A 25,497-nucleotide genomic window follows, 5' to 3' on the forward strand; every position below is an offset into this window, starting at 1 on the left:
GTTCCAGCCCGCGCGCCATTAGACTCCCCGACACATGAGACCGATGAAGATCCTCGCCCTTGTCGCGCTGGCCGTCTCGTTAACGGGTTGCCAGGCGGGCGGGCTCTTCTCGCAGGAGCCCAAGCCGGCTGCGGCCCAGTCCGCGAACGACACGGCCGCCCAGCAGACGGCCCAGGCACGGCAGCCCGCTCAGAAGCCGGCGCAACCTGCCGCCCCGACCTCCACCGCACCGCCCGACAAGGTGCTGGCGAGCAGGGAGGGCTCGTTCGATCACGCCAAGTTCACAATCGACATCGTGCAGCTGCTGCGCCGTGAGCGCTTCGTCACCCTCACCTTCACCGCCACCGTGCTGGAGACGAGCGACCCGCTCGGCTGGCAGGTGAACAACGCCTTCGCGGCCACGCCCAGCGGGAACCCGACGATCGACGGCGTCTACCTGGTGGACGTCAAGAACGCCAAGAAGCACCTGGCGGCGGTGGACAGCGAGGGCAAGTGCGTGTGCAGCCGCATCCACGCGTTGTTCCTCAACAAGGACGAGAGCGCGGTGTTCTCGGCCACGTTCGCCGCGCCGCCGCCCGACGTGACGACCGTGGACGTGCACATCCCGAACGTGGGGACGCTGTCCGATGTTCCGATCTCTTAGCGCCGCCGCGCTGGCCCTGCTGCTCGGCGGCGCTGCCGAGCCGACCCAGCCGCCGCTCGCGGGGGAGACCCCGGTCAACGCGCCGGTCCTCGACATCGACCCCAGGACCCTCGACGTCAGCGGCAAGGTGCTCGACATCACCGAGCGGACCTCCAACCTGGACGAGTCGGTGACGAACGAGACCAGCGGCCGGCAGCGGACGATCATCGTCGCCGCCGACGTGCTGTTCGCCTTCGACAAGGCCACGCTCTCCGGCAAGGCCAAGAGCCGCCTCGACCAGGCGGCCGACGTACTGAAGAAGGAGGCGCAGGGCAAACCCGTCTCGATCGACGGCTACACCGACTCCAAGGGCTCCGACTCCTACAACCTCGACCTGTCCAAGCGGCGGGCCGAGGCGGTGCGCGACAAGCTGGCCGAGCTCGTGCCCGGCGTCCAGTTCAGCGTGGCGGGGCACGGCGAGGCCGACCCCGTCGCGCCGAACACCCTGCCGGACGGCAAGGACAACCCGGAGGGGCGCGCCAAGAACCGCCGCGTGGAGATCTCCTTCACGAAGTGAGCGGGGCTCACATGCCGGCGGTGAGGCGGGCGACCGTGCGCATCTTGTTCATCGCGTCCAGCGCCGCCACCTTGTACGACTCCGCCAGCGTCGGATAGTTGAACACCGCGTTGACCAGGTAGTCGATGGTGCCGCCGCACCCCATCACGGTCTGCCCGATGTGCACCAGCTCGGTGGCTCCCGTACCGAAGACGTGCACGCCGAGCAGCCGCCGGGTCTCGGGGGAGACCAGGAGCTTGAGCATGCCGTACGAGTCGCCGATGATCTGCCCTCTGGCCAGCTCCCGGTAGCGGGAGACGCCCACCTCGAACGGCACCTTGTCGCGGGTCAGCTCGTCCTCGGAGCGGCCGACGAAGCTGATCTCGGGGATGGTGTAGATGCCGATGGGCGGCAGCTCGGCGAGGTCGCCCGCGGGCTCGCCGCAGGCGTGCTGGGCGGCCAGCCTGCCCTGCTCCATCGAGGTCGCGGCCAGGGCGGGGAAGCCGATCACGTCGCCGACGGCGTAGATGTGCGGCACCTCGGTGACGAAGTTCTCGTCCACCTTGATCCGGCCCCGGTCGTCGGCGGTCAGCCCGGCGGCCTCCAGGCACAGCTCGGCGGTCTTGCCCTGGCGGCCCGCCGAGTACATGACGCAGTCGGCGGGAATGATCTTGCCGCTCTCCAGCAGGGTGAGCGCGCCGCGCGGCCGCCGCTCGACGGCCGCCACGTTCTCGCCGAACCTGAAGGTGACCGCGAGGTCGCGCAGGTGGTACTTCAGCGCCTCGACGATCTCCAGGTCGCAGAACTCCAGCATGCGGTCGCGCCGCTCGACCACCGTCACCTTGGTGCCGAGCGCGGCGAACATGGAGGCGTACTCGATGCCGATCACCCCGGCGCCCACCACGACCAGCGTCTCGGGGATCCGGTCGAGCCGCAGGATCGCGTCCGAGTCGATGATCGTCTTGTCGTCGAACTCGACGCTGCCGGGACGGGCCGGCGAGGTGCCGGTCGCGATCACGATCTTGTCGGCGGTGACCTTCTTCTCCTCCTGGCCCTCGCCGGTGATGCCGATCGTGTGCGGGTCGAGGAAGCGGCCGGTGCCCTGCAGCACGGTCACGTGGTTGCGGGCGAGCTGGCTGCGGATCACCTGGATCTCGCGGCCGATGACGTGCTGGGTGCGCATGCCGAGGTCGGCGACCGTGATCTCCTCCTTGACGCGGTAGCTCGCGCCGTACAGCTCGCGCTGGTTGAGCCCCGTCAGGTAGAGGACGGCCTCGCGCAGCGTCTTCGACGGGATCGTGCCCGTGTTGATGCAGACGCCGCCGATCATGTTCCGTTTCTCGACCACCGCCACGCGCCTGCCGAGTTTCGCGGCCGCGATGGCCGCCTTCTGACCGCCGGGTCCCGAGCCCAGGACCACCACATCGAAGTCCGCCACGCCGTCCAGTGTGCGGGCGGGACATCCGGCCGAAAAGCCCCTTCTGGAAGACTCCTGGGTATGGCTCGCAGATTCGCGCAGGTGGACGTCTTCTCCGACACTCCGTACCTCGGCAACGCACTCGCGGTGGTGATCGACGGCGAGGGGCTCAGCACCGAGGAGATGCAGCGCATCGCCAGGTGGACGAACCTGTCCGAGACCACCTTCCTGCTGCCGCCGGACAGCCCCGAGGCCGACTACCGGGTCCGCATCTTCACCCCCGACCAGGAGCTGCCGTTCGCCGGGCATCCCACGCTGGGCTCCTGCCACGCCTGGCTGGAGGCGGGCGGCGAGCCCCGCACGAAGGGGCAGGTGGTGCAGGAATGCACGGCCGGGCTGGTCACGCTGCGGATCACCGACGACGGCCTGGCCTTCGAGGCGCCGCCGCTGGTCCGCTCGGGCCCGGTGGACGAGGAGCTGCTCGGGCGGGTGGCCGCCGCGCTCGGGGTGGAGCGCGGCGACATCGTGGCCGCCGAGTGGGCCGACAACGGGCCCGGCTGGATCGGGGTGCTGCTGGCCGACGCCGAGCGGGTGCTCGCGCTGCGGCCCGGCACGATGCCGCAGGCGGTCGGCGTGGCGGGGCCGTACCCCGAGGGCTCGGAGTGCGCGTTCGAGGTGCGGGCGTTCTTCCCGCAGAACGGCACCACCATCGAGGACCCCGTCACCGGCAGCCTGAACGCGTCGCTGGGGCAGTGGCTGCTGGGCAGCGGGCGGGCGCGCGCCCCCTACGTCGCCTCCCAAGGCACCGTGATCGGCAGGCGGGGCCGCGTGCGCATCTCCGCCGACGAGGAGGGCCGGGTCTGGGTGGGCGGCGCGGTCACGACCTGCGTCACCGGCGGCCTCATCCGCTGAGCCGCTGCGCGAGCGCGAACCGTACCCGGTCGCCGGGCCGCAGCTGCGCGGCCACCGGCAGGTCCGCGCTCAGCACCACCGCGATCACCGGGTAGCCGCCCGTGGGCGGATGGTCGGCGAGGAACACGATCGGCTGCCCGCTCGGCGGCACCTGGATCGCCCCCGTGACCATGCCCTCGCTCGGCAGCTCGCCCTGCCTGGCCCGCGCCAGCTCCGCTCCGAGCAGCCGCACGCCCACGCGGTTGCTGTCCTGGCTCACCTCGTACGGCCGGTCGCACAGCACCTTCAGCGCGCCGGGCTCGAACCAGTCGTCGCGCGGCCCAGGCACCACCCGCAGCACGGGCGGCCGCGGCGCGGGCAGCGGCGCCTGATCGACGGTGATCATCCCGTCGGGCACGCCGACCGGCAGCACCGTGCCCGCCCGCAGCGGCGGCGGCCCCAGCCCGGACAGCGAGTCGGTCGACCTGCTGCCGAGCACCGGCTCGACCGCGATACCGCCGCGCACCGCCACGTACGTGCGCAGGCCGGCAGAAGGCAGGCCGAAGCGCAGCTCGGCGCCCGCCGGCACCCAGAACGGCGCCCCCATGCCGGGCCGCACCCGCGCCGCTTGAGGCCCGCCCGCCGCGCGCACCTCCAGCGGCGCGCCGGTCACCGCCACCCAGGCCGCGTCGGCGAAGCGCAGCCTGGCCCCGCCGAACGTCAGCTCGATCCCCGCCAGCCGCTCGGCGTTGCCGACGAGCCGGTTGCCCAGCCGCAGCGCGGGCGCGTCGGCGGCGCCCGAGCACGGCACTCCCAGATGCGCGAACCCCGGCCGCCCGAGATCCTGGACCGTCGCGTACGGTCCCGGCGCCACGACCTCGATCATGCCGCCTCGAACCGCACCCGGGTGCCGGGACGGAACAGCGACGGCGGGTCGGCCGTCACGTCCCACACCTTCACCGATGTCCGCCCGAGCAGCCGCCACCCGCCGGGCGACGCCGTCGGGTAGACCGCGGAGTACGGCCCCGCGATCGCCACCGATCCGGCGGGCACCGACGTGCGCGGCGTGTCCAGCCTGGGCATCTCCAGCACCGGATCGAGGCCGGTGAGGTAGGCGAAGCCCGGGGCGAACCCCAGCCAGCCCACCACCAGCTCGCGCCCGGTGTGCCGGGCGATCACCTCGTCGACGGAGATCCCGGCGAGCTCGGCCACCGACTCGAGGTCGGCCCCGTCGTAGACCACGGGGATCGTCACCAGCGGCCGCTCGGGCTCGTCGCCCGCCGCCGCCCTGCCGCTCTCCTCGCGCACGACCGACTCAAGGCGCGCCCGAAGCCGTCCCTGATCGGCCCCGGGCGCCACCACCAGCACCGTCTCGGGGCCCGGCACGATCTCCACCACGCCCTCGGGACGCCCGGCCCGCAGCGCCGCGTCCACGCGGTGCGACAGCTCCAGCGATCCCGTCTCCACGAGCAGCCCGTGCTCCCCGGCCGTCCTGATCACGCGAACGCCTGCAGGACCACTCCGGCGGCCAGCAGCGCGTCGCGCACCCCCTGCGCCAGCCGGACCGCGTCAGGCGTGTCTCCGTGGACGCAGATGGACCGCGCGGAGATCTGCACCGGACTGCCGTCTACGGCCGTCACAGAGCCTTCCAGGGCCATTTGGCGGGCACGTGCGGCCACCGCCTCGGCGTCGTGGACGACCGACCCGGGCTCGCGGCGCGGCACCAGCGTCCCCAGCGGCGTGTACGCCCGGTCGGCGAACGCCTCGTTGACCGTCGGCACGCCCTCCGCCGCGGCCACCTTGTGCACCACGGAGCCGGGCAGCGTCAGCACCGGCAGCGAGGGGTCGTAGTCGGCCACCGCCTCCACCACCGCCGTGGCCTGCGCCTCGTCGCGGCAGATCCGGTTGTAGAGCGCGCCGTGCGGCTTGACGTAGGAGACCCGGCCGCCCATCGCCCTGGCGATGCCGTCGACGGCGGCGAGCTGGTAGAGCACCTCCGCGCACAGCTCCTCGGGCTCGACCTCCATCTCCCTGCGCCCGAAGTGCGCGAGGTCGCGATAGGACACCTGCGCCCCGATCGCCACCCCGCGGTCCACGGCCGCCGCGCACGTGCGCCTGATCGTCACCGGGTCGCCCGCGTGGAACCCGCAGGCCACGTTCGCGCTCGTGACGATGTCCAGCAGCGCGAGGTCGTCGCCGAGCCGCCAGATGCCGAAGCCCTCGCCGAGATCGGCGTTCAGGTCGATCACCATGCCACCCACCATGCCACCCATCATGGTGGCTACGCCTGCCTCGGCGCGACGAACAGCGTCTGGCTGGCCGCGCCGATCTCCCCCATCTCGTCATAAAGGGTGCTTCTGGTGAGGCCGCGGCCGGACGGGCCGTGCACGGTCGCGGAGTCCATGCACACCCATTCCCCGGTCGCGGCGCGGAACAGCGAGATCGTCAGATCGACGTTCACGAACAGGTGGGTGCGGAAGCCGAGCGCGGCGCTGATGCCGTTGCCGCTGTCGGCGAGCAGCGCCACCCGTTCGAACGGGGCCGGCTCCTCGCCCTCCACCAGCGGCACCCGCGGCCTGGCCCACACCGTCGCCGGACCGGCCTGCACGGGGCTCCCCGCGACGAAGCGCCACTCCATCGCGCGGCCGTAGCCGAAGTCGGAGGCGATCCAGGAGTCGTCGGCCGGCACCGAGCCCGGCGGGGCGGGCGCGTCCGCGGCGCCCGTGGGGGAGGTCTCGGCGGCGCGGATCCGCCACAGGGAGGCCCTGACGTACTCGCGGCCCTCCGACGACACGCTCGCCGACAGGCACTGCACGCGCTTGCCGTCGCGTACGACGTCGGTCCGCACCTCGAGCTCGGCCACCGGAACCGGCGCGAACACGTCGGCGGCCAGCCTCGACGGCTCCAGCCCGGGGCGCGGCGCGGTCTGCGCCAGCTCGTGCGCGATCAGCGCGGCGACGGGCCCCATGTGCTGCGTGCGCGGGTCCCACGGCCCCTGGGTGTGCTCGGACGCGAGGTAGCGGCCGCGGGCGAGCCGCCGGTAGAACGCCATAGAGGAAAACTCTAGAACTCGTCGGGGATGTCCGCGATGTCGTCGAGCGCCGCCGCCAGCTCGTCGGGGTGGCCGCCGATCCGCTCGACGATCTCGATCAGGACGTGGAGCACGTCGTGGCGGTCGTGGCCGAGATCGAGCAGCCGCTGCGCCGCCTCCCAGAGCTGCGGCGGATCGCCGTCCCACAGCCGGCTCGCGATCTCCTCGTGCCAGGCCAGGTGCTCCTGGTCCATGCCCGTGTCGTGGTCGATCTCGAGTAACGTGCGGCGGTCGGCGGGGTCCGCCGGGTCGAGCCTGTCGAGCTCGATGCCGTTGTGCGTGCCCTGCAGGTAGGGGAAGGCGAAGGCCCGCCTGGCCAGCGCCGACAGGTCGCCGTCCGGCAGCAGCCGCTCCAGCAGCGCCCGGTCGAGCCCGAACGTCGTCGGGTCGCGGTAGGCCTCGGGGAACTTCCCTATCGCCTCCCACACCGCGTCGAGCGTGGCCTTCAGCCCCTGCTCGGGCAGGCCCGTGCGGCGCGCGGCGAAGCGCACCCACGCCGCCAGCACGTGCGGCATCGCCTCCTGCTCCGCCTCGCTCAGCATCACCTTGCGCGGCAGCCAGTCGAGCAGGAACGTCTCGCACTTGATCGGGCTCACCCGCAGCGGCCGGTTGAAGTCCTGGTCGCAGCCGTAGTCGATGATGTGGTCGGCGCAGCGCGAGGCCGCGGAGGGGTCGGACAGGTGCTCGGCGTCGTCGGAGGCCAGGAACTCCGCCGCCAGCATGGCCCGCCGCTCCCTGCTGTAGGGGGCCTCGCTGTGCAGCGGCGCGGGCCGCTTGCGCCCGGGGGGCAGCGCCTTCAGCCTCGCCCTGGCGAAGGCGTGGTAGGCGCTGTAGCTGTCGCTGACCGGCGGCGGCGTCTTCGGCTCCCTGGTGGCCTTCATCGCCGACTCCAGCAGCGCCCTGGCCTGGTCGGGCTCGATCTCCTCGAAGATCAGCAGCGGGTTGTCCTCCGCCTCGGCCCTGGCCTGCTCCAGCAGCTTGTCGACCTGCGAGGAGACCCAGGCGTCGCGGGCCATGCCGTTCATGTTGTAGTCGACCACCAGGACCAGCGCGTGGCGGTCGATCGGCTGGTCGCTGTCGTTCCACCGGTAGGCGAAAGTGCAGATCACGGTGTCCTGGTCGCCGTAGGCGTCGCGCGAGACGTAGCAGCCGGCCGGCTTGACCGCGCCCACCCGGTCGGCCCAGCCGGGGCGGGCCACGCCCGACTCCATCATCGCCAGCGCCGCGCCCTCGGCCTTGGCGCCCTGGCGCGCGGTGCCCAGGTAGGCCAGGCAGATCAGCAGGGTCAGCGAGGCCGGGGTGCCGGCCTTGGCGGCGTAGTCGACCAGCCCCTCCCCGAGCACCTGCTCGACGTCGCCGCCCCTGACGCGCCTGCCCCACCAGGCGCCGATCATGTCGGAGACCATCAGCTCCGCGTCGAGGGGAGTGCGTACGGCCAGTAGTTCACGAGCCGCCTGCAGCATCTCCTTGAACACGTCGTCAGGAGGAGTGCTCTCCCCGGGAACTCGTCGGTGTCGGCGCACACCCTCACTCTCTCGTATTCCGGGCGCGGACAGTACGGAGAACACGGCCCGGTGACCTCGATGTTATCGGCGATGGCGAGCGCGCAGGGACACGCCGATCAGGACACTTCGCGCCACGCCTGCCTCGTTCCGCGCGCCTCGCCCGCCTTTCAGCGGTGGCCGCGCGGCGGCGGCGCGGAGTTGACGATCGCGAGCAGGTGCTCGCGCGCGATGCGTTCCACGATCTCGGGCGTCGCCGAGATGCCCAGATGCTGCGCGCACGCGCACACGTCGGCCACGCATCGGTCGATCGTGTCCACGGGCACGGTCAGGAACTCTTCGGCCAGCCTGTGACTGACCGGCTCCCGCAGGAACCGTGTGGCCAGAGCGAGCATAGGAGTGAGATTCCTCTGGAACCCCAGGGGCAAACCCCCAGGAATGTCTGCAGGGCGACTTGCGCTCTCATTTCACCTTTTCTCGGGCGTGTGTCAAGGCTCCCTGGAGCCTGTGTTCACTTCACCCGGCGGGCTTTCATGCGAAGCTGTCTCCATGCGCATCCAGCTCGCCCAGCGGAGCGAGGCCGACGAGCTCCTCGGCCGCAGCCCGTTCGCCTTGCTCGTCGGCATGCTGCTCGACCAGCAGATCCCCATGGAGTGGGCGTTCACGGGGCCGCACACGATCTCCGAGCGGCTCGGGCACGACCTGACCGCCGAGGAGATCGCCTCCTACGACCCCGAGGCGTTCGCCGCCCTGCTCGCCGAGAAGCCGGCCGTGCATCGCTACCCCAAATCCATGGCGGCCCGCATCCAGGCGCTGGCTGCCTATATCGTCGAGCACTACGACGGAAGGCCGGAGAACATCTGGGCCGACGCAGCCGACGGTCAAGAATTGGTGAAACGACTCATGGCCCTGCCGGGATACGGCAAGCAGAAGGCCCAGATCTTTTCGGCATTGCTGGGCAAGCAGCTGGGCGTCCAGCCACCAGGCTGGCGGGAAGCAGCCGGACTCTACGGCGAGGAGGGGTCGTACCGGTCGGTGGCCGACGTGGTCGACGCCGACAGCCTGGCCCGCGTGCGGGCGGCCAAACAGGAGGCCAAGCGCGCGGCCAAGGGCCAGTAGGGGCCCAGAGGCCGTGGCGGGGATCCGCCTCGGCGATCTGGCGCTGTAACCTGATCTTGCTGCGCAATGTGGAGCGACTTTGACAGGATGCGTAGACCCTAGAGGCGACAGGGCCGCGGCGGGGGCTTCCGTCCGTACATGCCCATCGTCGATGATGTACTGCAGGATCCGGTCGCCCGGAGCTGCGCTACGCCGATACACAGTTATGGAGATGTGCCGCGTGGGAGACCCTGGCACGCGACGGAGGTGCGGACCATGAGCGCCGAGACCTCCGTTCCCCGTCCCCGGGAGTCGGATGTGGACATCTCAGACTCCGCCCTCTTCAAGGGCCTGCTGTCGGAGGCCGAGTTCGCCTTCGCGTTCTTCGACGCCGAGGGCCGCATCCAGCGGGTCAACGACGTCTTCAGCGACGTCGTCAACGTGCCCGTGGACCGCATGCTCGGCCGGCAGCCGGTCGAGGTGCTGGCCGCCGACCTCGCCCAGATCATCACGCACGCCGTGCAGGCGGTCATCGAGGGTGACGCGCCGGTCACCGAGGGTCGCGTCCGCGTGCGCACCGCCGAAGGCGACACGCGGCACTGGTCGCTGTCGTTCTCGCCGGTCCACGACGACACGGGCGAGCTGCGCGCGATCGCCCTGATCGGCCTCGACGTGACCGAGAGCCGCCAGACCGAGGAGGCGCTGCGCCGCAGCGAGGAGCGCTACCGCTCGCTCGTCGAGGCGCAGTCCCAGCTCGTCTGGATCACCTCGCCCACCGGGGCGGTGATCGAGGACGCGCCGCAGTGGCGCGCCATCACCGGCCAGGGCCTGGAGGAGTACCTCGCCAACGGCTGGCTCGACGTCGTGCACCCCGAGGAGCGGCAGCAGACCGAGGAGGCCTGGCGCGAGGCGCTGCGCGGGCGCACCATGTTCGAGTGGAACTACCGGGTGCGCACCCGGGCCAGCGGCTACCGCCACTTCGAGGTGCGGGCCGTGCCGATCATCCGCCATGGCAGGGTGGTCGAATGGGTCGGCGCCAACACCGACGTCACGCCGCAGCGCGAGGCCGAGGAGATGCGCGGCAGGCTCACCGACCAGCTCGGCGCCGCCGCCCTGCGCACCGCCCGGCTGCAGGGCGCCACGGCCATGCTGGCCGAGGCGCTGACCGTCGAGCAGGTCGTCCAGGTCATCATCGACGTCGGCCGCACCGCCCTGGCCGCCGACCGCTCCGCCGTCGCGCTGCTCGACACCGACCGCGCCGCGCTCAAGCTGATCAACGGCGAGGGCATCATGGAGGCGTCGGGCGCCACCGGCGACGAGATCCCGCTGTCGCACTCCAACGTGATGACCATGGCGGTCAACAGCCGCCGCCCGGTCTTCGCCGAGTCGCCCGAGTCGCTGAAGGCCCAGCTCCTGGAGGCGGGCGGCGACGAGGAGATGCTGGAGCAGTTCCTCGCCCAGGGCGACGAGCAGGCGTGGGTCGGCCTGCCGCTGCTGGCCGCCGGCCGGGCGCTCGGCGCGCTGCGCTTCTCCTTCACCCGCCCGCAGAAGATCTCCCAGGAGGACGGCGTCTTCCTGGAGGCGCTGGCCGGCCAGTGCGCGCTGGCGGTCGAGCGGGCCACCCTGTTCGAGCGCGAGCACCGCACCGCCGAGACGCTGCAGCGCAGCCTGCTGCCCGACCGCCTGCCGGTGGTCAAGGGCCTGGTGCTGGCCCAGCGCTTCCGCTCCGGCAGCCGCCACGTCCAGGTCGGCGGCGACTGGTACGACGCGTTCGTGCTGCAGGACGGGCGTGTCGCGGCGGTCGTCGGCGACGTCATGGGCAAGGGCGTCAAGGCGGCGGCCGGCATGGGCCGCATCCGCAACGCCATGCGGGCGCTGGCGCTGACCAACCCGCCGCCCGCGGCCGTGCTCACCGGGCTCGACCGCGTCTTCGAGGCGACCGAGGAGGAAGAGCAGGTCACCACGCTCGCCTACATGGTGGTCGAGCCGGTCACCGGCGAGGGCACGCTCGCCATGGCCGGTCATCCGCCACCCGTCCTGGTATCGCCGCAGGGCACGGCGATTCTCTGCGACGCCGAGCCCGGCACTCCGCTAGGCTGGCCGACCAGCCGTCGGCAGTTCAGGTTCGTGGTGCCGCCAGGCCACACCGCCGTGCTCTACTCCGACGGCCTCGTCGAGAACAGGAAGCGGGGGCTGGATGCGGGACTCGCAGAGCTTTGCAGTGTTGTGACCGAAGCGCCGCCGGAGGTGGTGAGCAGTCCTCACATGCTGCTGGACTTCCTGGTTGACCGGATGTTGTCTGGATATGAACAGGATGATGACGTTACCGCGCTCGCAATTCACGTCCCGCCGGCCACGAAGAGTGACTGAATGAAACAGTCATAACGGTTGCTTTCGGGTATCAGTGGCCCGCTTACGTACGCACTACTGTCTTGGTCGGCCTAGGGTGGAGGTCAACCGCCGGGAGGTGGCCGTATGGATCGCGGGGCCGTGTCACAATGCTGTGCAGGTCCGTCGCGGTCCGCACGGCCTCACCGATCTCCGAGAGAGGCAACAGCCCCCCAGCGGGCATCTGGGTCCATAGTCGCCACGCGTTCGTTCGAGAGGTGTTCGTGTCGCCTGCAAGTTCGACTCGCTCGAAGCCACAAGAGCTGAACGAGCCCGTCATTCAGCGACTGCTCGAGCGTGGGCGCTCGCAGGGTTTCCTCGAGTCTGAGGATGTCCGTCAGGCCTTCGAGGAGGCGGACATCCCCATGTCGCACGCCGCCGCGTTCTTGCGGAACCTCAGCAAAGAGGGCGTGACCGTGGTGGTGACCGCCGCGGATTCGGCTGCGCCGAAGAAGTCTCGTCCAGCAAAGCGCCGCACCGCCGCCCCCGTCAAGACCAAGACGGCGGCGGCCGCAAAAGAGCAGCAGCCCGAGACCGTGACCGCGGTCGTGGGCACCGCTGAAGCCGAGCCGGCCGCCAAGAAGGCGGCCCCTGCCAAGAAGGCCGCTCCGGCGGCGAAGAAGGCCGCGGCATCCGCCGCCGCCAAGAAGGCCGAGCCGAAGAAGAACGCTGGGCCTGCCGAGAGCAAGACCAAGGCGCCCAAGACGACCGACGTCCCGCGCGCCGACGCCGATGACGACGAGGACCTCGAGCTCGACGGCGACGTGGTGCTCGACGACCTCGAGGACATCGACGTCGACGACGAGATCGTGGCCGACGACGACGCCGAGGCCGACGCTGACGACGACGCCGACGACGACGACGCGTCCAAGGCCGCCGGGTCCGCCGAAGAGAAGAACGAGGACGAGGTCCTCATCCTCTCCGACGACGACGATGACGCGCCGGTCGCCCAGGTCGCCGCCGCCGGCGCCACCGCCGACCCGGTCAAGGACTACCTCAAGCAGATCGGCAAGGTCCCCCTGCTCAACGCCGAGCAGGAGGTCGAGCTGGCCAAGCGCATCGAGGCCGGCCTGTTCGCCGAAGAGCAGCTGGGCAGTCCCGAGGCCGAAAACCTGCCGGTCGACGTCAAGGCCGAGCTGGAGTGGATCGCCGAAGACGGCCGCCGCGCCAAGAACCACCTGCTGGAGGCCAACCTCCGGCTCGTGGTCTCGCTGGCCAAGCGCTACACCGGGCGCGGCATGCTGTTCCTCGACCTGATCCAGGAAGGCAACCTGGGCCTCATCCGGGCGGTCGAGAAGTTCGACTACACCAAGGGCTACAAGTTCTCCACGTACGCCACGTGGTGGATCCGGCAGGCGATCACGCGTGCCATGGCCGACCAGGCGCGGACCATCCGCATCCCGGTCCACATGGTCGAAGTGATCAACAAGCTGGCCCGCGTCCAGCGGCAGATGCTGCAGGACCTCGGCCGCGAGCCCACGCCGGAAGAGCTGGCCAAGGAGCTGGACATGACGCCCGAGAAGGTCGTCGAGGTCCAGAAGTACGGCCGCGAGCCCATCTCCCTCCACACCCCGCTGGGCGAGGAGGGCGACAGCGAGTTCGGCGACCTCATCGAGGACTCCGAGGCCATCGTCCCGGCCGACGCCGTCAGCTTCACGCTGCTGCAGGAGCAGCTGCACTCCGTTCTCGACACGTTGTCGGAGCGCGAGGCGGGCGTCGTGTCGATGCGGTTCGGCCTCACCGACGGTCAGCCGAAGACGCTGGACGAGATCGGCAAGGTCTACGGGGTCACCCGTGAGCGCATCCGCCAGATCGAGTCCAAGACCATGTCGAAGCTGCGTCACCCGTCCAGGTCGCAGGTCCTCCGCGACTACCTGGACTGAACCTTCCCCCGGGGCCCCGCCGGTGGTGGCCCCGCCTGGGCGTGCCAGACGCCCCGCCGGATTCCGCATCCGGCGGGGCGTTCCGGCTTTCTGGCGCCCTGGCCCGATGGCTGCCCCTTCCGGGGGTGCTGCGGCTCCGCTTCCGTGATGCCGCGGCACACCCCAGCGCGGCCGCACAGCGGCCACCCCGGTGCGGCGCGCCGCCAGGGGCGTGCCGTTCTGGTCGGCCGGCCCGCTCACTGCCGGTCGCTGCTGCGGTGAAGCGGGGCCGCGCTCCCGCTTGTCGCGCCTTGCCGCGCCAGTGCCGGACATCGCGTGGTGGGCGCCGGCGGGGAGAGGAGCCGTGCGTCGCTTTCCGCGCCGCGAAACCTCCGCGAGCAGGGGCTTCGCCGAGACGGAGTGACCCGGTCCGCGTCCACGGACCGGAAGCGGCCGCAAACCGGGAGCGGCGCGGACACGCGCGGGCCGGGGCTGCGGACGGGGTGTGGGCGCGGACGGGCCGGGGCGGGCTCAGGTGGAGACGTGCACGTCCAGGACCCAAGGGCGGGTGGGGCGGGCCGGAGCCGTCAGGTGGGTGGCGTAGCCGAGGGTGTCGAGGAGTTTGGCCAGCTCGTCGGGGGTGGACGGCTCGGCGGGCTGGTGCAGGAGCGCGCGGGCGATCTCGCCCCGGGTGGCCTTGGCCATGTGGCTGACGACCTTGCCGTCCCTGAACACGCGTACCGTCACCGAGCGCGACCCCGGCTGCCAGGCCCCCGCGTACGTGGCCGAACGCAGATCCACCACCAGCCCCGCCAGCCGGTCGAGCTCCTTGGAGATCACCGGACGCCAGAAGGCGGCGAGACCGCCGAGCGGCGGCAGGTTGACGCCCATAGACAGGCGGTAGGGCGGAATGCGGTCTGTGATCTTCACCACACCCCACAGGCCGGAGAAGATCAGCAGGCTCTCCTCGGCCCGCGCCCGCGCCTCGCCGTCCAGGGTCGCCAGGCCGAGGTTGTCGTACAGGACGCCGGTGTAGAGGGCGCCGGCGGGCAGGGTGGGCGCGGTCGCCAGCGCGAGGTTCTTGTCCAGCTCGCCTGCGAGGCCCGGCGTCAGGCCCAGCACATCGAGGGCGTCGCGGCGCTTGGAGGCGCGGACGAGAGCGTTCATCACCCGCTTGCGTGCGGAGCCGAGCGAGGGGAACGACAGCTCGCCCACGGGCGGGCCGTCGCCCTGCGGCGCCTTGCCCTCGGACGGCGGCAACAGGATCAGCACGGTCACCTAGCCTATTGGCCCTGGCAGGGGCGCCTGTCAGAAGGGGCTCCCGGCGCGCGGGCGGAAGGTGCGTCGCTAGGCTGCGCGGGTGGATTTCGATCTGCTCGTTCATCAGGCGTGGCCCGCGTACGAGGTACGGGCGTACGAGGGCTGGCTGCTGCGGTACGCCGGCGGGATCACCAAGAGGGCGAACTCCGTGCTGGCGCTGGAGCGCCCGTCCGATCTGGGGCGGGCGATCGGGGCGGCCGAGGACTTCTACCGCGAGCGCGGGCAGCGGTGCGTGTTCTCGGTGGGCCCTGGCACCATGCCGGGGCTGGACGAGGAGCTGGAACGCCGGGGATACGAGGTGGTCGATCCCACGGTCATCATGTCGGGGAGGCCCAAGGGCGAGCCCGCCCCCGAGGTCAGGATCGAGGAGCGGCCCTGGCCGGGCTGGCTGGAGACCTGGTGGTCCGTGGACGGCCGGTACGCCGCCGGCATCGTGGCGGCCGAGCGGATCTGCACCGGCGTTCCGGCCTGGTACGCCGCGTACGAGGAGGGCGGCCGGGCGCTGGCCGTCGGCCGGGCCGTCCCGCAGGGCGAGACGCTCGGCGTCTACTGCATGGCCACGCTGCCCGAGGCCCGGCGCAGGGGACTGGCGAGGACGGTGCTGCGGGCGCTGGTGGCGCACGCGGGCGGCGGCCCCGCGTACCTGGTGGTGACCGAGCGGAACGAGGGCGCGCAGACCCTCTACCGCGGCGAGGGCTTCACCGCCGCGGGCCGCTACCACTACCGCGCGGCCCCTTCCTGACCCGCACCCCCTACCCCGGTATCACCACGGTCCGGCTCCCCGGTATGACGACACGGCGGCGACCTCCCCGTTAGCCTTCGCCCCCGAGGGATCCGCAGGCCGGCAGCGAGGGGGGAGACAGGGATGCGTCCGTACGAGACGGCCCCGTCCACCGCGGGCGGTGATCCCGCCCCGATGCCGTGCGAGGTCGCGGGGCGAGGGCGGCCGCAGGCGCCGTCTCACGCCGCAGCCCACCGGCGCCCGCCGCCGCACGCGCGCCGCCGCCGGCCGGGGAGCGGCGGGAGAGAGGCAGGGGAGAGGCCGAGCCCGGCCCATGCCCGTCCGAATCCGGGTCTTAGGCTGTGTCCATGACCTCGGAGGTCACAGGTCCGCGCGCGGTGGTCGCGGGCTCGCCGCGCCGGTGGGTACGGCTGCTGCCCGCCGTCACCGCGCTCGTGCTGGGCGTCTGCCTGCTGCCGGCCACCGGCATCCTGCTCACCGAGTTCTACGACCTGATGGCCGGCGTCGGTGCCGTGCTGACCATCACGCAGATCGCGCCGCTGCTCCTCGCCGTCGTCCGGCCGCTGCCGGCCTGGGGCGTGATGTTCGCCGCCGACGTGGCCGGGGCGCTCATCCTGCGCGGCGCGGGCGTCCCCGAACACCTGATGTGGCCGTTCCCGTCCACGGTGATCATCGCCCACACCGCGGTCTGCCTCGCCCTCGGCCTGAGCGAGCGGAGCCGGACGCTGCTGCTGGTGTGGACGGCCACGGCGGTCGCGAACGTGACGCTGCTGTTCTTCGCACCGCACGGCGTCGAGGCGAGGAACCTGCTGTTCACCGTGCTCGGCGGGGCCGCCCTGCTGGTCGGCGGCGTGCTGCGGGAACGCGCCGAGGTGCGGCGCAGACTGGTCGAGCAGGAGACGATCAGCGAGGCCGAGCGCGCCCGGCGCACGCTGCTGGAGGAGCGGGCCAGGATCGCCCGGGAGCTGCACGACGTGGTGGCGCACCACATGTCCGTCATCACCGTGCAGGCCGACACCGCCGAATACCGCCTCGACCGGCTGCCGCCGGACGTGCGGGAGGAGTTCACGAGCATCGCCGCGACCGCGCGCAACTCGCTCGGCGAGATGCGGCGCCTGCTCGGCGTCCTGCGCAGCAGCGAGGAGACGCACGAGGAGCTCGCGCCCCAGCCGAGCCTGGCGCAGATCGGGCAGCTCGTGGACGCCACCGCGCGGGCGGGCGTGCCGGTGGACTTCGTCCCCTGCGACGCGGAGGTGCCCGCCGCCGTCGGGCTGTCCGCGTACCGGATCGTCCAGGAGGCTCTCGCGAACGTCGTGCGGCACGCACCGGGCGCGCGCACGCAGGTCTGCCTGTCGGTGCCGGAGCCGGTCGACGGCGCCAGGCGGCTGGACGTCCTCATCGTCAACGGCCCGCCGCCCCGGCCGCCCGCCGCGCCGCTGGAGTCGAGCAGCACCGGACACGGGCTGGTCGGCATGCGCGAGCGGGTGCGGCTGGTCGGCGGCACACTCGAGCTCGGACCGCTGCCCGGCGGCGGCTTCCGGGTGGCCGCACGGCTGCCCTTGAGCGAAGAGGACTCCACGTGACGACACGCGTCATCATCGTCGACGACCAGGCCATGGTGCGCGCCGGTTTCGCGGCGCTGCTGAACGCGCAGGGCGACATCGACGTGGTGGGCGAGGCGTCCGACGGCGCGGAGGGCGTGGAGCTGAGCCGCCGCACCCGGCCCGACGTCGTGCTGATGGACGTGCGGATGCCCGTGATGGACGGCCTGGAGGCCACCCGCCGGCTGCTTGCGCCCCCGCCGGGGGTGACCCACCGGCCGCGCGTGCTGATGCTGACCACGTTCGACGTCGATGACTACGTCTACGAGGCGCTGCGGGCCGGTGCGAGCGGCTTCCTGCTGAAGGACGCGCAGCCGGGCGACCTCGTCGCGGCGGTCCGCATCGTCGCCCAGGGCGACGCGCTGCTCGCCCCGTCCGTGACGCGCCGGCTCATCGCGGAGTTCGCCAGGCAGCGTCCTGTGGCCCGCGGCACGTCCGCGCAGCGGCTGAAAGAGCTGACGGAGCGCGAGACCGAGGTGCTGACCCTCGTGGCGCGCGGCCAGTCGAACCAGGAGATCGCCCAGACCCTGGTGCTGGCCGAGCAGACCGTCAAGACCCACGTCAGCCGCATTCTCACCAAGCTCGACCTGCGCGACCGCGCCCAGGCCGTGGTCTTCGCCTACGAATCCGGGCTGGTGACTCCGGGCGAGTAGCGCGCCCGCACGCCACCCCCTACTGCGGTATCTCCGCTTTTGGCTCCCTGGTATGACGCGGCGGGCGCGGCCGTCGCCGCAGACTCCTAGTCAACCTTTTGAGCCCATCCCCCAGGTGAACGGGGTTCTTCCACGTCTCGGCTCGAAGGTGAACGCCTGTCGCGCACCGGGCCGACGTCCGGCTCCCGCGACCTGACGCCATCACCCAGGAGGTTCCGCAGTGCCACCGCAGGACGACACGACCGCACCCGCCGACACGGAGACGAAGATCGTACGGGCGGGTGACCTCGAGGTCGGGGTCATCGAGAGCGGGTCCGGCGTGCCGCTCGTGCTCGTACACGGTGGAGAGAGCGATCGCACTCAGTTCACGGCGCTGCGGTCCCACTTCGGCCCGGGCATCCGGGTCATCTCGTACGACCAGCGCGACTCGGGCATCACCGTCAACCCGCCGCGGCCGTACACGATGTCCGATCTCGGCGACGACATCGTGGCCCTGCTGGACGCACTGGACCTGCCGAAGACGCACCTGCTGGGCACGTCGTTCGGCGGTGCCGTGGCGCAGCACGCCGCCCTGCGGCACCCCGAGCGGATCGAGTCCCTCATCCTGGTCGCCACCGTACCGAGCTGGGCCGTGCAGAGCGGGGTGGCCGCGGAGCTGCTGTCCCTCAGTTACGAGGAGCGGCAGCGCAAGGCGCTCGACCTCTTCTTCACCCCCCAGGGCCAGGGCGTGCCGGGCGACCGGATGAAGGTGCTCGTCAAGCGCACGCCCGAGCAGAACGCCCGCCGTGAACAGGTCATCCGGGAGCACGAGGTCCGTGACCGGCTGCCGGAGATCGCCATGCCCACCCTCATCATCCACGGCTCGGACGACCAGGTGGCCCCGTTCGCCGCCGCGCAGGTGATGGAGACGGAGATCCCGAACGCTCAGATGCGGGTCATCGAGGGCGGACGCCACGCGATCGCGTCGGAGTTCCCCGACACGGTCGCGCGGTGGGTGCGCGAGTTCATCGGGGTGGACTCGTGAGCACCGCCGCCGGGCCCCGGCGCGTTCCAGAACGCAAGGAGATGCAGCATGACTGACGCGGCCCGCGAGGTTGCGGACCAGATGGCCAAGGCGGCCGGGGAGTGGATCGACTCGCTGGACGCCGAGCAGCGCGCACTGGGCGTGGGACCGGTCCCGGGCGCGGGGGAGGCGTCCGAGGCCGAACGCACCCGCTGGTACTACACGCCCACCGACCACGGCGGCCTGACGTTCTCCCAGCAGCGGCCGGCCCAGTACCGCATGGCGATGCGGCTGCTCGCGAGCGGCCTGTCGGAGGCCGGGTACAACACGGTCGCCACCGTCATCGGCCTGGAGAACGTGCTCGACCGCGTCGAGGACTTCTCGGTGTACTGGGGCCGCGAGCGCTCCCGCGACCCCGGCATGTACTACCTGCGGGTCTTCGGCGAGCCCGGCGGCAGCGAGCCGTGGGGCTGGCGCTTCGGCGGCCACCACATCTCGGTGAACTTCCTCGTGATCGACGGGCGGGTGGCCGCGAGCACGCCGCTGTTCATGGGCGCGGACCCGGCCGCCTCGCCGCTGCTCGGCGGCGCGCTGCTGCGCCCGCTGGGAGCGCCCGAGGACCTGGCCGGCGAGCTGGTCCGCTCTCTGTCGCCCGACGCGGCCAGGCAGGCCATCCTGCTGCCCCGGCCGCCGTACGACGTCGTGGCGGGCAACAGCCCCAAGGTCGACGACCGCCTGATCAAGCGCCGCGAGCTGTGGCGTCCCGAGCAGAACGTGCCGGAGCGCCCCGACCAGCCGCACACCCTCCTGGACGACGAGGAGCGGCGCAAGGTGTCGCTCACGCCGCCGCTCAAGGGCGTGCCCGCATCCGAGCTCGACTCCGGGCAGCGCGAGCTGCTGCGCGCCCTGCTCGGCACCTATCTCGGCCGGGTGCAGGACGGCATCTCCCCGCTGTCGCGCTACGACGACCCGGCGCAGCTCGACGCCGTGCACTTCGCCTGGGCCGGCTCGACCGAGCCCGGCGCGCCGCACTACTACCGCCTGCACGGTCCGCGGCTGCTCATCGAGTGGACCAAGGTCCACCGGGGCGCCAACCACTCCCACGCCGTGTGGCGGGACCCGGAGACCGACTTCGGCGGCGACGTGCTCGCCGAACACCACGCCGCGCACCACGCCTCCTGATCCCCGGAGTCCCGAGCGCTCCCGAACCCCCGATCCGGCACGTGACCCCCGTCCCGCGTGTCCACCCCCCTCACGGCCTGAGCCCCCGCGCGCGCCCACGCCACGGGGCCGGGCCGGCACGTACCCCAGCCACCCGTGCCCCCGGAACGGAAGGTCACCATGGCCGGTCAGCACCACGAACCGACCGACGCACCGCCTCACCAGACCCGCCCCACGCTGCGCGGACTCTTCGGCATGGCCGCATCCACCCACTGGCTGGCCTCCGCGACCGCCCAGTCCGTGCTGGAACGCGGCGGCAACGCCTTCGACGCCGCCACGGCGGGCGCGTTCGTGCTCCACGTGGCCGAGCCCCACCTCAACGGCCCCGGCGGCGACCTCGTCGCCGTGCTGGCCACCGCCGACGACCCCGCCCCGCGCGTGCTGGCCGGCCAGGGCCACGCCCCGCGCGCCGCCACCATCGAGCACTTCCGCGCCGAAGGGCTCGACCACGTTCCGGGAGCGGGCGCCCTCGCCGCCGCCGTCCCCGGCGCCGTCGACTCCTGGCTGTGGCTGCTCACCGAGCTCGGCACCTGGGAGCTCGACGACGTCCTCGCCTACGCCATCGAGTACGCCGAGCGCGGCGTGCCCGTCGTCCCCCAGCTCGCCCGCACCCTGGCCACGGTCGAAGACCTCTTCCGCGACCACTGGCCGACCTCGTACGCGCTGTGGATGCCCGGCGGCCGCGTCCCGCACCCGTACAGCACCATCACCAACCCCGTCTACGCCCGCACCCTGCGCCGGCTGATCGCCGAAGGCACCGGGATGACGCGCAGGGCGCGGATCGAGTCCGCGCGCCGCGCCTGGCGCTCCGGGTTCGTGGCGACCGCCGTGGAGCAGGCCGCCGCCGTGCCGCACCGGCACTCGTCGGGCACCGACCACGCCGGGGTGATCACCGCCGCCGACTTCACCGACTTCGAGCCCTGGCTCGAACCCGCCGTCACCGCCTCCTTCCGGGGGATCACGGTGGCCAAGGCGGGCCTGTGGACCCAGGGGCCGGTGCTGCTGCAGGCGCTCACCATGCTCGACCACTTCGACGACGCGCGGATCGACCCGTCGACCGCCGAGGGCGTCCACACCATCACCGAGGCGCTCAAGCTGGCCATGGCCGACCGGGAGGCGTACTACGGGGACCTCGATCCGGCGGACGCCAAGAAGGTGCTGGGCCGGCTGCTGTCCCCCGAGTACGCCAAGGAACGCGCCGGGCTGATCGGGCCGGCCGCGTCCACCGAACTCCGGCCCGGCGACATCGGCGTCCGGCGGCCGTACACACCGCCTCTGGAGACGCGCCGGCCCGAGGCGCGGGCCGGCGGCGTGGGCGAGCCCACCGTGCAGCAGACCGGGGAGACCCGGGGGGACACCTGTCACATCGACGTCGTCGACCGCTGGGGCAACATCATCTCCGCCACCCCGTCCGGCGGCTGGCTGCAGTCCTCCCCGGCCATACCCGAGCTCGGCTTCGCGCTCGGCACGCGGCTGCAGATGTCGTGGCTCGACCCGGCCGCGCCCTCATGCCTCGTGCCCGGCCGCCGCCCGCGGACGACGCTGACGCCGACCCTGCTGCTGCGCGACGGCGCACCCGTGGCCGCACTCGGCACGCCCGGCGGCGACCAGCAGGACCAGTGGCAGCTCATCTACCTGGTCCGCACCCTCGCCCTCGGCATGGACCCGCAGCAGGCGATCGACGCCCCCGCGTTCCACACCACCGCCGTGCCGAGCTCGTTCTGGCCGCGCACCTGGACGCCGGGCGGGCTGGTGATCGAAGGGCGCGTGGACCTGGCGATCGTGGACGAGCTGCGCCGCAGGGGCCACGACGTCACCGTCTCGGGGCCGTGGAGCCAGGGCCGGCTCTCGGTCGTCACCCGCGACCCGGACAGCGGCGTCCTGGGCGCGGCGGCGAACCCGCGCGGCGCGCAAGGCTACGCGGTGGGCCGATGAGCGGGGCGGCGACGGTGGTGCGGCGGGTCTCGCTGCCCGGTCTGATGCTGGCGCTCACGTTCGCGACGGGCGTCGTGGACGCCGTCGGCTACCTGCGGCTCGACCAGGTGTTCGCGGGCAACATGACCGGCAACGTGGTCATCCTCGGCATGGCCGCCACCGGCACGACGGACCTGCCGGTGCTCGGCCCCGCCCTGGCCCTCGTGCTCTTCCTCGCCGGCGCGGCACTGGGCGGGCGGGTGCTGCGCACCTCCGCATCCGGCTGGGACGCCCGGTGCACGGGCCTGCTGACCGGCGTTGCGCTGATCCTGGGCCTGGCGGCGCTCGTCCTGGCCACCGTGGGGGCGGACGCCGTCACCGGCCTGCGCCCCGCGACCGCCTCTTCGCTCGCGCTGGCCATGGGGATGCAGGCGGCCACGGCCCGCCACCTGGCGGTCAAGGACGTCACCACCGTCGTCGTCACCTCCACGCTCACCGGGCTCGCCGCCGACTCCCGGCTGGGCGCCGCCCGTTCCCAAGGCGCGCTGCGGCGGGCCGCCGCCGTCGCCTGGATCATCATCGGCGCGGCGGCCGGCGCGGCGCTGTGCCAGGTGCACGAGGGCTTCGCGGTCGCGGTGGCGGCGCTCGTCGTCCTCGCCGTCAGCGTTCTCGGCCACCTTGCCGCCCGGTCCGATTCCCACCCGGTGCCGGCCACGACACGACAGGCCACCTCTCCGGCGGACGACGCCGCGTCCGCACGGCCGGTGGCGCGTACGGACAAGGGCGTCCCGCGTGCCACCGGCCCTCATCTCGCCCGGCATCAAGGGAAAGGACGCCCATGACCACACCCCCCACCGCCCCGCCGGTCCGCATGAGCAAGGCCGCCGTGGCGGCGCTCGCGATACTGGCCGTCGCCATGGGCTCGCTGGAGTCCGTCGTGGCGCCGACGCTGCCACTCCTGCAACGCGAGCTGAACATGACCCCGACCGAAGGGGCGCTGCTCAACATCGTGCTCGCCATCACCGGCGCGCTCGTCGCCCCGATCGCCGGCAAGTTCGGCGACCGCTACGGCGGCAAGCGGGTCCTGATGCTGCTGGCGGCCATCGTCGCGCTGGGCGGTCTGACCTCCGCCCTCGCGCCCAACCTGCCGGTGCTCCTGATCGGTCAGATCCTGCAAGGCGCGATGGTGGGCTCGCTGCCCCTGTCGGTCATCGTGCTGCGCAAGCACCTGCCGCAAGGCGAGGCCAAGGCCGCCATCGGGCTGGTCAGCGGCATGCTGGTCGGCGGGTCGATGGTGGGGCTGCTGGTCGCCGGACCGGTGGCGGAGTCGCTCTCCCGGCACTGGATGTTCGCGCTGCCCACCATCGTGATCATCGCGGTCACCCTGCTGACGAACAAGCTGCTGCCCGCCGACGCGCCCGGGACCTCGGACGGCTCGCGCCTCGACTGGCCCGGCCTGCTGCTGCTCTGCGGCGTCCTGTGCACCCTCATGCTCACGCTGATCCTGGCCGCCGACGCGGGCTCGCAGCCGCTTCCGTTCATCGCGCTGGTCGTCGTGCTCGCCGCCTTCGTGACCGGGTGGATCGCCGTCGAACGCCGCGCCGCCGCGCCCATGATCGACCTGCGGATGCTGGTCCGCCCCGTGGTCTGGAAGTCGTGCGTGGTGACGTTCGTGATCTGCCTCGGCACCGCGAACGGCGCCTACCTCGTGCCCCAGCTTCTCGACGTGTCGGGCGACGGATACGGCTTCGGGCTGTCCGCCACCGCGATCGGCCTCATCCTCCTGCCGGGCGCGGTCGCCTCGACGCTGGCCGGGCCGCTCGGCGGGATCGGCGAGCGGCGTTTCGGCCCGCGCACGATGACCTTCGTCTCGACCGTCATGATGGCCGTCGCCCTGCTCGGCCTGGCCGTCGCGCACGACGAGCTCTGGCAGGTCACGCTCGGCAAGGCGCTGATCGCGCTGGCCAACGGCCTGTGCGTCACGGCCATGATGACCAGCGTCGCCTCCTTCGTCGCCGAGAACGAGACCGGCATCGCCACCAGCGTCATCCTGCTGGCCCGCGTCACGGGCGGGGCCGTCGGCGGCATGCTCGGCGGCGCGCTCCTCACCGCTCAGATTCCCCCCGGCTCACACGTGCCGGCCGAGTCCGGCTTCGTCACCGGCTTCTTCATCGCAGGCATGACCGCGGCGCTGTGCCTGTTCGTCGTCCGCACTATGAACAAAGGAGTCAAGGCATGACACTCACCGATGCATCCGGCAGCGGCCGTATTTCGCCCGCCCGTAGCGTCCTGGTGTCGGGGGCCAGCATCGCGGGCCCCGCCGTGGCGTACTGGCTGAAGCGCTACGGCTTCGAGGTCACCATCGTCGAGAGGGCGCCCGCCCCGCGCGGCGGCGGCTACGCCATCGACATCCGCGGGACCGCCATCAACGTCGTCGAGCGCATGGGCCTGCTGCCCTGGCTGCGGGACGTGCAGGTCCACGTGGACCGGAGCACCTTCGTGGAGAACGACGGCGACGTGGTGGCCACCCTGAGCACGGCGGCCGTCACCGGCAGCGTCGCGGGGCGGGACCTGGAGATCCGGCGCGGCGACCTGACCGAGGCGCTGGTCTCGACGGTCCGCGACGACGTGGAGTTCATCTTCAACGACTTCATCGTCGCCCTGGACCAGACCGACCACGGGGTCGACGTCACCTTCAAGTCGGGGACCAGCCGCACCTTCGACCTGGTCGTCGCCGCGGACGGCATGCACTCGCACACCCGCGAGCTGGTCTTCGGCCCCGAGCAGCCGTTCCACCGCTACATCGGCTACTGCTTCGCCATCTACACCATCGACAACATCCTCAACCTCAAGGATGAGATCGTGATGTGGAACGATCCCGGCAGGGCCGCGGCCCTCTACGCGGCGAAAGGCGAGGTGAACGCCATGCTCACCTGGGCGCAGCCGGAGACGCCGTTCCACGCCTTCGGCGACGTGCAGGCCCAGCGCGAGCTGATCACCGAGGTCTTCTCCGGTGCCGGCTGGAAGGTGCCGGAGATGGTGGCCGCCCTGCAGAGCGCGGACGACATCTTCTTCGACGCGGTCGCGCAGATCCGCATGCCCCGCTGGACCAGCGGCCGCGTCGCGCTGGTCGGCGACTCCGCGCACGCGCCGTCGTTCCTCACCGGGCAGGGCACCAGCACGGCCCTCGTCAGCGCGTACATGCTGGCGCTCTCGCTCGCGCGCGCCAACGGGGACCACGTGGAGGCCTTCGCCGCGTACGAGCGCGACACCCGCGGCTTCGTCACCGCGAACCAGGACCTGGTGGGCACCGGCCGCGCCACCCTCATGCCGACCACCGCCGAGGAGCTGAGGAAGCGCGACGAGAGGCTGCGCAGCCTCAGCGAGCTGCCGCCCACGGAGGGCAACCCCGTGCACTCCTCGCTCGTCCTGCCCGAACCCTACGCCGGCCGGTGACCACCCCGCCTCCCGGGGCGCGCGCCGGGATCCCCGGCTCCCCGGCAGCGCCGAGCGCTCCGGGGCGGTGCCTTCCCCGTGCCGGATGCGCTCTGAGGCGAAGGCGTCGCCTTCGGCCGACGCTTGTCCGGGTGCTGGGCGTGGTCTGGGGGCGGGGCGC

The 25,497-nt window shown here is 72.3% G+C and carries 23 protein-coding genes; 15 read left to right on the forward strand and 8 right to left on the reverse strand.

The window, feature by feature from the left end; all coding sequences use genetic code 11:
• The first annotated feature begins 34 nt into the window (after positions 1-34).
• Positions 35-643, forward strand: coding sequence for a hypothetical protein (locus ACGFIM_RS25820; RefSeq protein ID WP_393204502.1), 609 nt, complete (start codon positions 35-37; stop codon positions 641-643).
• Positions 627-1,199, forward strand: coding sequence for an OmpA family protein (locus ACGFIM_RS25825; protein ID WP_364066975.1), 573 nt, complete (start codon positions 627-629; stop codon positions 1,197-1,199). Before ACGFIM_RS25820 ends, ACGFIM_RS25825 begins: the two co-directional genes overlap by 17 nt.
• 7 nt (positions 1,200-1,206) lie before the next feature.
• On the opposite strand, the gene sthA is transcribed toward ACGFIM_RS25825, so the two are convergent.
• Positions 1,207-2,616: a Si-specific NAD(P)(+) transhydrogenase gene (sthA, locus tag ACGFIM_RS25830; RefSeq protein ID WP_393204506.1), complete on the reverse strand. Its 1,410-nt coding sequence runs from the start codon at positions 2,614-2,616 to the stop codon at positions 1,207-1,209.
• A gap of 60 nt (positions 2,617-2,676) precedes the next feature.
• Between sthA and ACGFIM_RS25835 the strand changes: the two genes are divergently transcribed.
• Positions 2,677-3,507, forward strand: a complete 831-nt coding sequence (locus ACGFIM_RS25835) for a PhzF family phenazine biosynthesis protein (RefSeq protein ID WP_393204509.1) — start codon at positions 2,677-2,679, stop codon at positions 3,505-3,507.
• On the opposite strand, the gene ACGFIM_RS25840 is transcribed toward ACGFIM_RS25835, so the two are convergent.
• The 6 genes from ACGFIM_RS25840 to ACGFIM_RS25865 form a co-directional block, all read right to left on the reverse strand.
• The gene (locus ACGFIM_RS25840; protein ID WP_393204512.1) at positions 3,497-4,372 is read right to left on the reverse strand and encodes a biotin-dependent carboxyltransferase family protein; all 876 of its coding nucleotides are present in this window, start codon (positions 4,370-4,372) and stop codon (positions 3,497-3,499) included. The two genes, ACGFIM_RS25835 and ACGFIM_RS25840, sit on opposite strands and share 11 nt — an antisense overlap.
• On the reverse strand, positions 4,369-4,986 hold the full coding sequence (locus tag ACGFIM_RS25845) for an allophanate hydrolase subunit 1 (RefSeq protein ID WP_393204515.1): 618 nt from the start codon (positions 4,984-4,986) through the stop codon (positions 4,369-4,371). Before ACGFIM_RS25845 ends, ACGFIM_RS25840 begins: the two co-directional genes overlap by 4 nt.
• Positions 4,983-5,738 carry a LamB/YcsF family protein gene (locus ACGFIM_RS25850; protein WP_393204518.1) on the reverse strand — a complete coding sequence of 252 codons (756 nt, stop codon included), beginning with the start codon at positions 5,736-5,738 and terminating at the stop codon, positions 4,983-4,985. Before ACGFIM_RS25850 ends, ACGFIM_RS25845 begins: the two co-directional genes overlap by 4 nt.
• 29 nt (positions 5,739-5,767) lie before the next feature.
• Positions 5,768-6,538, reverse strand: coding sequence for a thioesterase family protein (locus tag ACGFIM_RS25855; RefSeq protein ID WP_393204520.1), 771 nt, complete (start codon positions 6,536-6,538; stop codon positions 5,768-5,770).
• Between the two features lie 11 nt (positions 6,539-6,549).
• Positions 6,550-8,040 (reverse strand): hypothetical protein, encoded by a 1,491-nt coding sequence (locus ACGFIM_RS25860; protein WP_393205878.1) that lies wholly within the window; start codon positions 8,038-8,040, stop codon positions 6,550-6,552.
• A 209-nt stretch (positions 8,041-8,249) separates the two neighbouring features.
• Entirely contained in the window at positions 8,250-8,474 is a 225-nt protein-coding gene (locus ACGFIM_RS25865; protein ID WP_364066965.1) for a hypothetical protein, read from the reverse strand.
• A gap of 154 nt (positions 8,475-8,628) precedes the next feature.
• Between ACGFIM_RS25865 and ACGFIM_RS25870 the strand changes: the two genes are divergently transcribed.
• The 3 genes from ACGFIM_RS25870 (at position 8,629) to ACGFIM_RS25880 (ending at position 13,448) form a co-directional block, all read left to right on the forward strand.
• Entirely contained in the window at positions 8,629-9,198 is a 570-nt protein-coding gene (locus ACGFIM_RS25870; protein ID WP_393204523.1) for an HhH-GPD-type base excision DNA repair protein, read from the forward strand.
• Between the two features lie 255 nt (positions 9,199-9,453).
• The gene (locus tag ACGFIM_RS25875; RefSeq protein ID WP_393204526.1) at positions 9,454-11,547 is read left to right on the forward strand and encodes a SpoIIE family protein phosphatase; all 2,094 of its coding nucleotides are present in this window, start codon (positions 9,454-9,456) and stop codon (positions 11,545-11,547) included.
• A 242-nt stretch (positions 11,548-11,789) separates the two neighbouring features.
• Positions 11,790-13,448 carry an RNA polymerase sigma factor gene (locus ACGFIM_RS25880; RefSeq protein ID WP_393204529.1) on the forward strand — a complete coding sequence of 553 codons (1,659 nt, stop codon included), beginning with the start codon at positions 11,790-11,792 and terminating at the stop codon, positions 13,446-13,448.
• Positions 13,449-13,958: 510 nt separating this feature from the next.
• Here the strand turns inward: ACGFIM_RS25880 and ACGFIM_RS25885 are convergent.
• Entirely contained in the window at positions 13,959-14,699 is a 741-nt protein-coding gene (locus tag ACGFIM_RS25885; RefSeq protein ID WP_393204532.1) for a YaaA family protein, read from the reverse strand.
• A gap of 88 nt (positions 14,700-14,787) precedes the next feature.
• On the opposite strand from ACGFIM_RS25885, the gene ACGFIM_RS25890 reads away from it, so the two are divergent.
• From ACGFIM_RS25890 to ACGFIM_RS25930, 9 genes are all read left to right on the forward strand, one after another.
• A complete protein-coding gene (locus ACGFIM_RS25890) occupies positions 14,788-15,489 on the forward strand; it encodes a GNAT family N-acetyltransferase (RefSeq protein WP_393204535.1) in 702 nt (233 codons plus the stop codon).
• Positions 15,490-15,836: 347 nt separating this feature from the next.
• Positions 15,837-17,072, forward strand: coding sequence for a sensor histidine kinase (locus ACGFIM_RS25895; protein ID WP_393204538.1), 1,236 nt, complete (start codon positions 15,837-15,839; stop codon positions 17,070-17,072).
• Positions 17,069-17,743, forward strand: coding sequence for a response regulator (locus ACGFIM_RS25900; protein ID WP_393204541.1), 675 nt, complete (start codon positions 17,069-17,071; stop codon positions 17,741-17,743). Before ACGFIM_RS25895 ends, ACGFIM_RS25900 begins: the two co-directional genes overlap by 4 nt.
• Positions 17,744-17,963: 220 nt before the next feature.
• Positions 17,964-18,767, forward strand: a complete 804-nt coding sequence (locus tag ACGFIM_RS25905) for an alpha/beta fold hydrolase (protein ID WP_393204544.1) — start codon at positions 17,964-17,966, stop codon at positions 18,765-18,767.
• A gap of 48 nt (positions 18,768-18,815) precedes the next feature.
• Positions 18,816-19,928 (forward strand): DUF3500 domain-containing protein, encoded by a 1,113-nt coding sequence (locus ACGFIM_RS25910; RefSeq protein ID WP_393204547.1) that lies wholly within the window; start codon positions 18,816-18,818, stop codon positions 19,926-19,928.
• Between the two features lie 135 nt (positions 19,929-20,063).
• On the forward strand, positions 20,064-21,902 hold the full coding sequence (locus ACGFIM_RS25915; RefSeq protein WP_393204550.1) for a gamma-glutamyltransferase family protein: 1,839 nt from the start codon (positions 20,064-20,066) through the stop codon (positions 21,900-21,902).
• Positions 21,899-22,723, forward strand: coding sequence for a YoaK family protein (locus ACGFIM_RS25920; RefSeq protein ID WP_393204553.1), 825 nt, complete (start codon positions 21,899-21,901; stop codon positions 22,721-22,723). The genes ACGFIM_RS25915 and ACGFIM_RS25920 overlap by 4 nt, the downstream gene beginning before the upstream one ends.
• Positions 22,720-24,120 carry an MFS transporter gene (locus ACGFIM_RS25925; protein WP_393204556.1) on the forward strand — a complete coding sequence of 467 codons (1,401 nt, stop codon included), beginning with the start codon at positions 22,720-22,722 and terminating at the stop codon, positions 24,118-24,120. Before ACGFIM_RS25920 ends, ACGFIM_RS25925 begins: the two co-directional genes overlap by 4 nt.
• On the forward strand, positions 24,117-25,337 hold the full coding sequence (locus tag ACGFIM_RS25930; protein ID WP_393204559.1) for an FAD-dependent monooxygenase: 1,221 nt from the start codon (positions 24,117-24,119) through the stop codon (positions 25,335-25,337). Before ACGFIM_RS25925 ends, ACGFIM_RS25930 begins: the two co-directional genes overlap by 4 nt.
• Positions 25,338-25,497: the final 160 nt, after the last annotated feature.

The organism is Nonomuraea sp. NPDC049309 (assembly GCF_043196965.1).
Taxonomy (GTDB): Bacteria; Actinomycetota; Actinomycetes; order Streptosporangiales; family Streptosporangiaceae; genus Nonomuraea; species Nonomuraea fastidiosa.

Bases quoted from the DNA above. Each gene is read 5' to 3' on its own strand.
- ACGFIM_RS25820 (WP_393204502.1), top strand. From the start codon at position 35: ATGAGACCGATGAAGATCCTCGCCCTTGTCGCGCTGGCCGTCTCGTTA.
- ACGFIM_RS25825 (WP_364066975.1), top strand. From the start codon at position 627: ATGTTCCGATCTCTTAGCGCCGCCGCGCTGGCCCTGCTGCTCGGCGGC.
- ACGFIM_RS25835 (WP_393204509.1), top strand. From the start codon at position 2,677: ATGGCTCGCAGATTCGCGCAGGTGGACGTCTTCTCCGACACTCCGTAC.
- ACGFIM_RS25840 (WP_393204512.1), bottom strand. From the start codon at position 4,372: ATGATCGAGGTCGTGGCGCCGGGACCGTACGCGACGGTCCAGGATCTC.
- ACGFIM_RS25850 (WP_393204518.1), bottom strand. From the start codon at position 5,738: ATGGTGATCGACCTGAACGCCGATCTCGGCGAGGGCTTCGGCATCTGG.
- ACGFIM_RS25855 (WP_393204520.1), bottom strand. From the start codon at position 6,538: ATGGCGTTCTACCGGCGGCTCGCCCGCGGCCGCTACCTCGCGTCCGAG.
- ACGFIM_RS25860 (WP_393205878.1), bottom strand. From the start codon at position 8,040: ATGCTGCAGGCGGCTCGTGAACTACTGGCCGTACGCACTCCCCTCGAC.
- ACGFIM_RS25865 (WP_364066965.1), bottom strand. From the start codon at position 8,474: ATGCTCGCTCTGGCCACACGGTTCCTGCGGGAGCCGGTCAGTCACAGG.
- ACGFIM_RS25870 (WP_393204523.1), top strand. From the start codon at position 8,629: ATGCGCATCCAGCTCGCCCAGCGGAGCGAGGCCGACGAGCTCCTCGGC.
- ACGFIM_RS25875 (WP_393204526.1), top strand. From the start codon at position 9,454: ATGAGCGCCGAGACCTCCGTTCCCCGTCCCCGGGAGTCGGATGTGGAC.
- ACGFIM_RS25895 (WP_393204538.1), top strand. From the start codon at position 15,837: ATGACCTCGGAGGTCACAGGTCCGCGCGCGGTGGTCGCGGGCTCGCCG.
- ACGFIM_RS25910 (WP_393204547.1), top strand. From the start codon at position 18,816: ATGACTGACGCGGCCCGCGAGGTTGCGGACCAGATGGCCAAGGCGGCC.
- ACGFIM_RS25920 (WP_393204553.1), top strand. From the start codon at position 21,899: ATGAGCGGGGCGGCGACGGTGGTGCGGCGGGTCTCGCTGCCCGGTCTG.
- ACGFIM_RS25925 (WP_393204556.1), top strand. From the start codon at position 22,720: ATGACCACACCCCCCACCGCCCCGCCGGTCCGCATGAGCAAGGCCGCC.
- ACGFIM_RS25930 (WP_393204559.1), top strand. From the start codon at position 24,117: ATGACACTCACCGATGCATCCGGCAGCGGCCGTATTTCGCCCGCCCGT.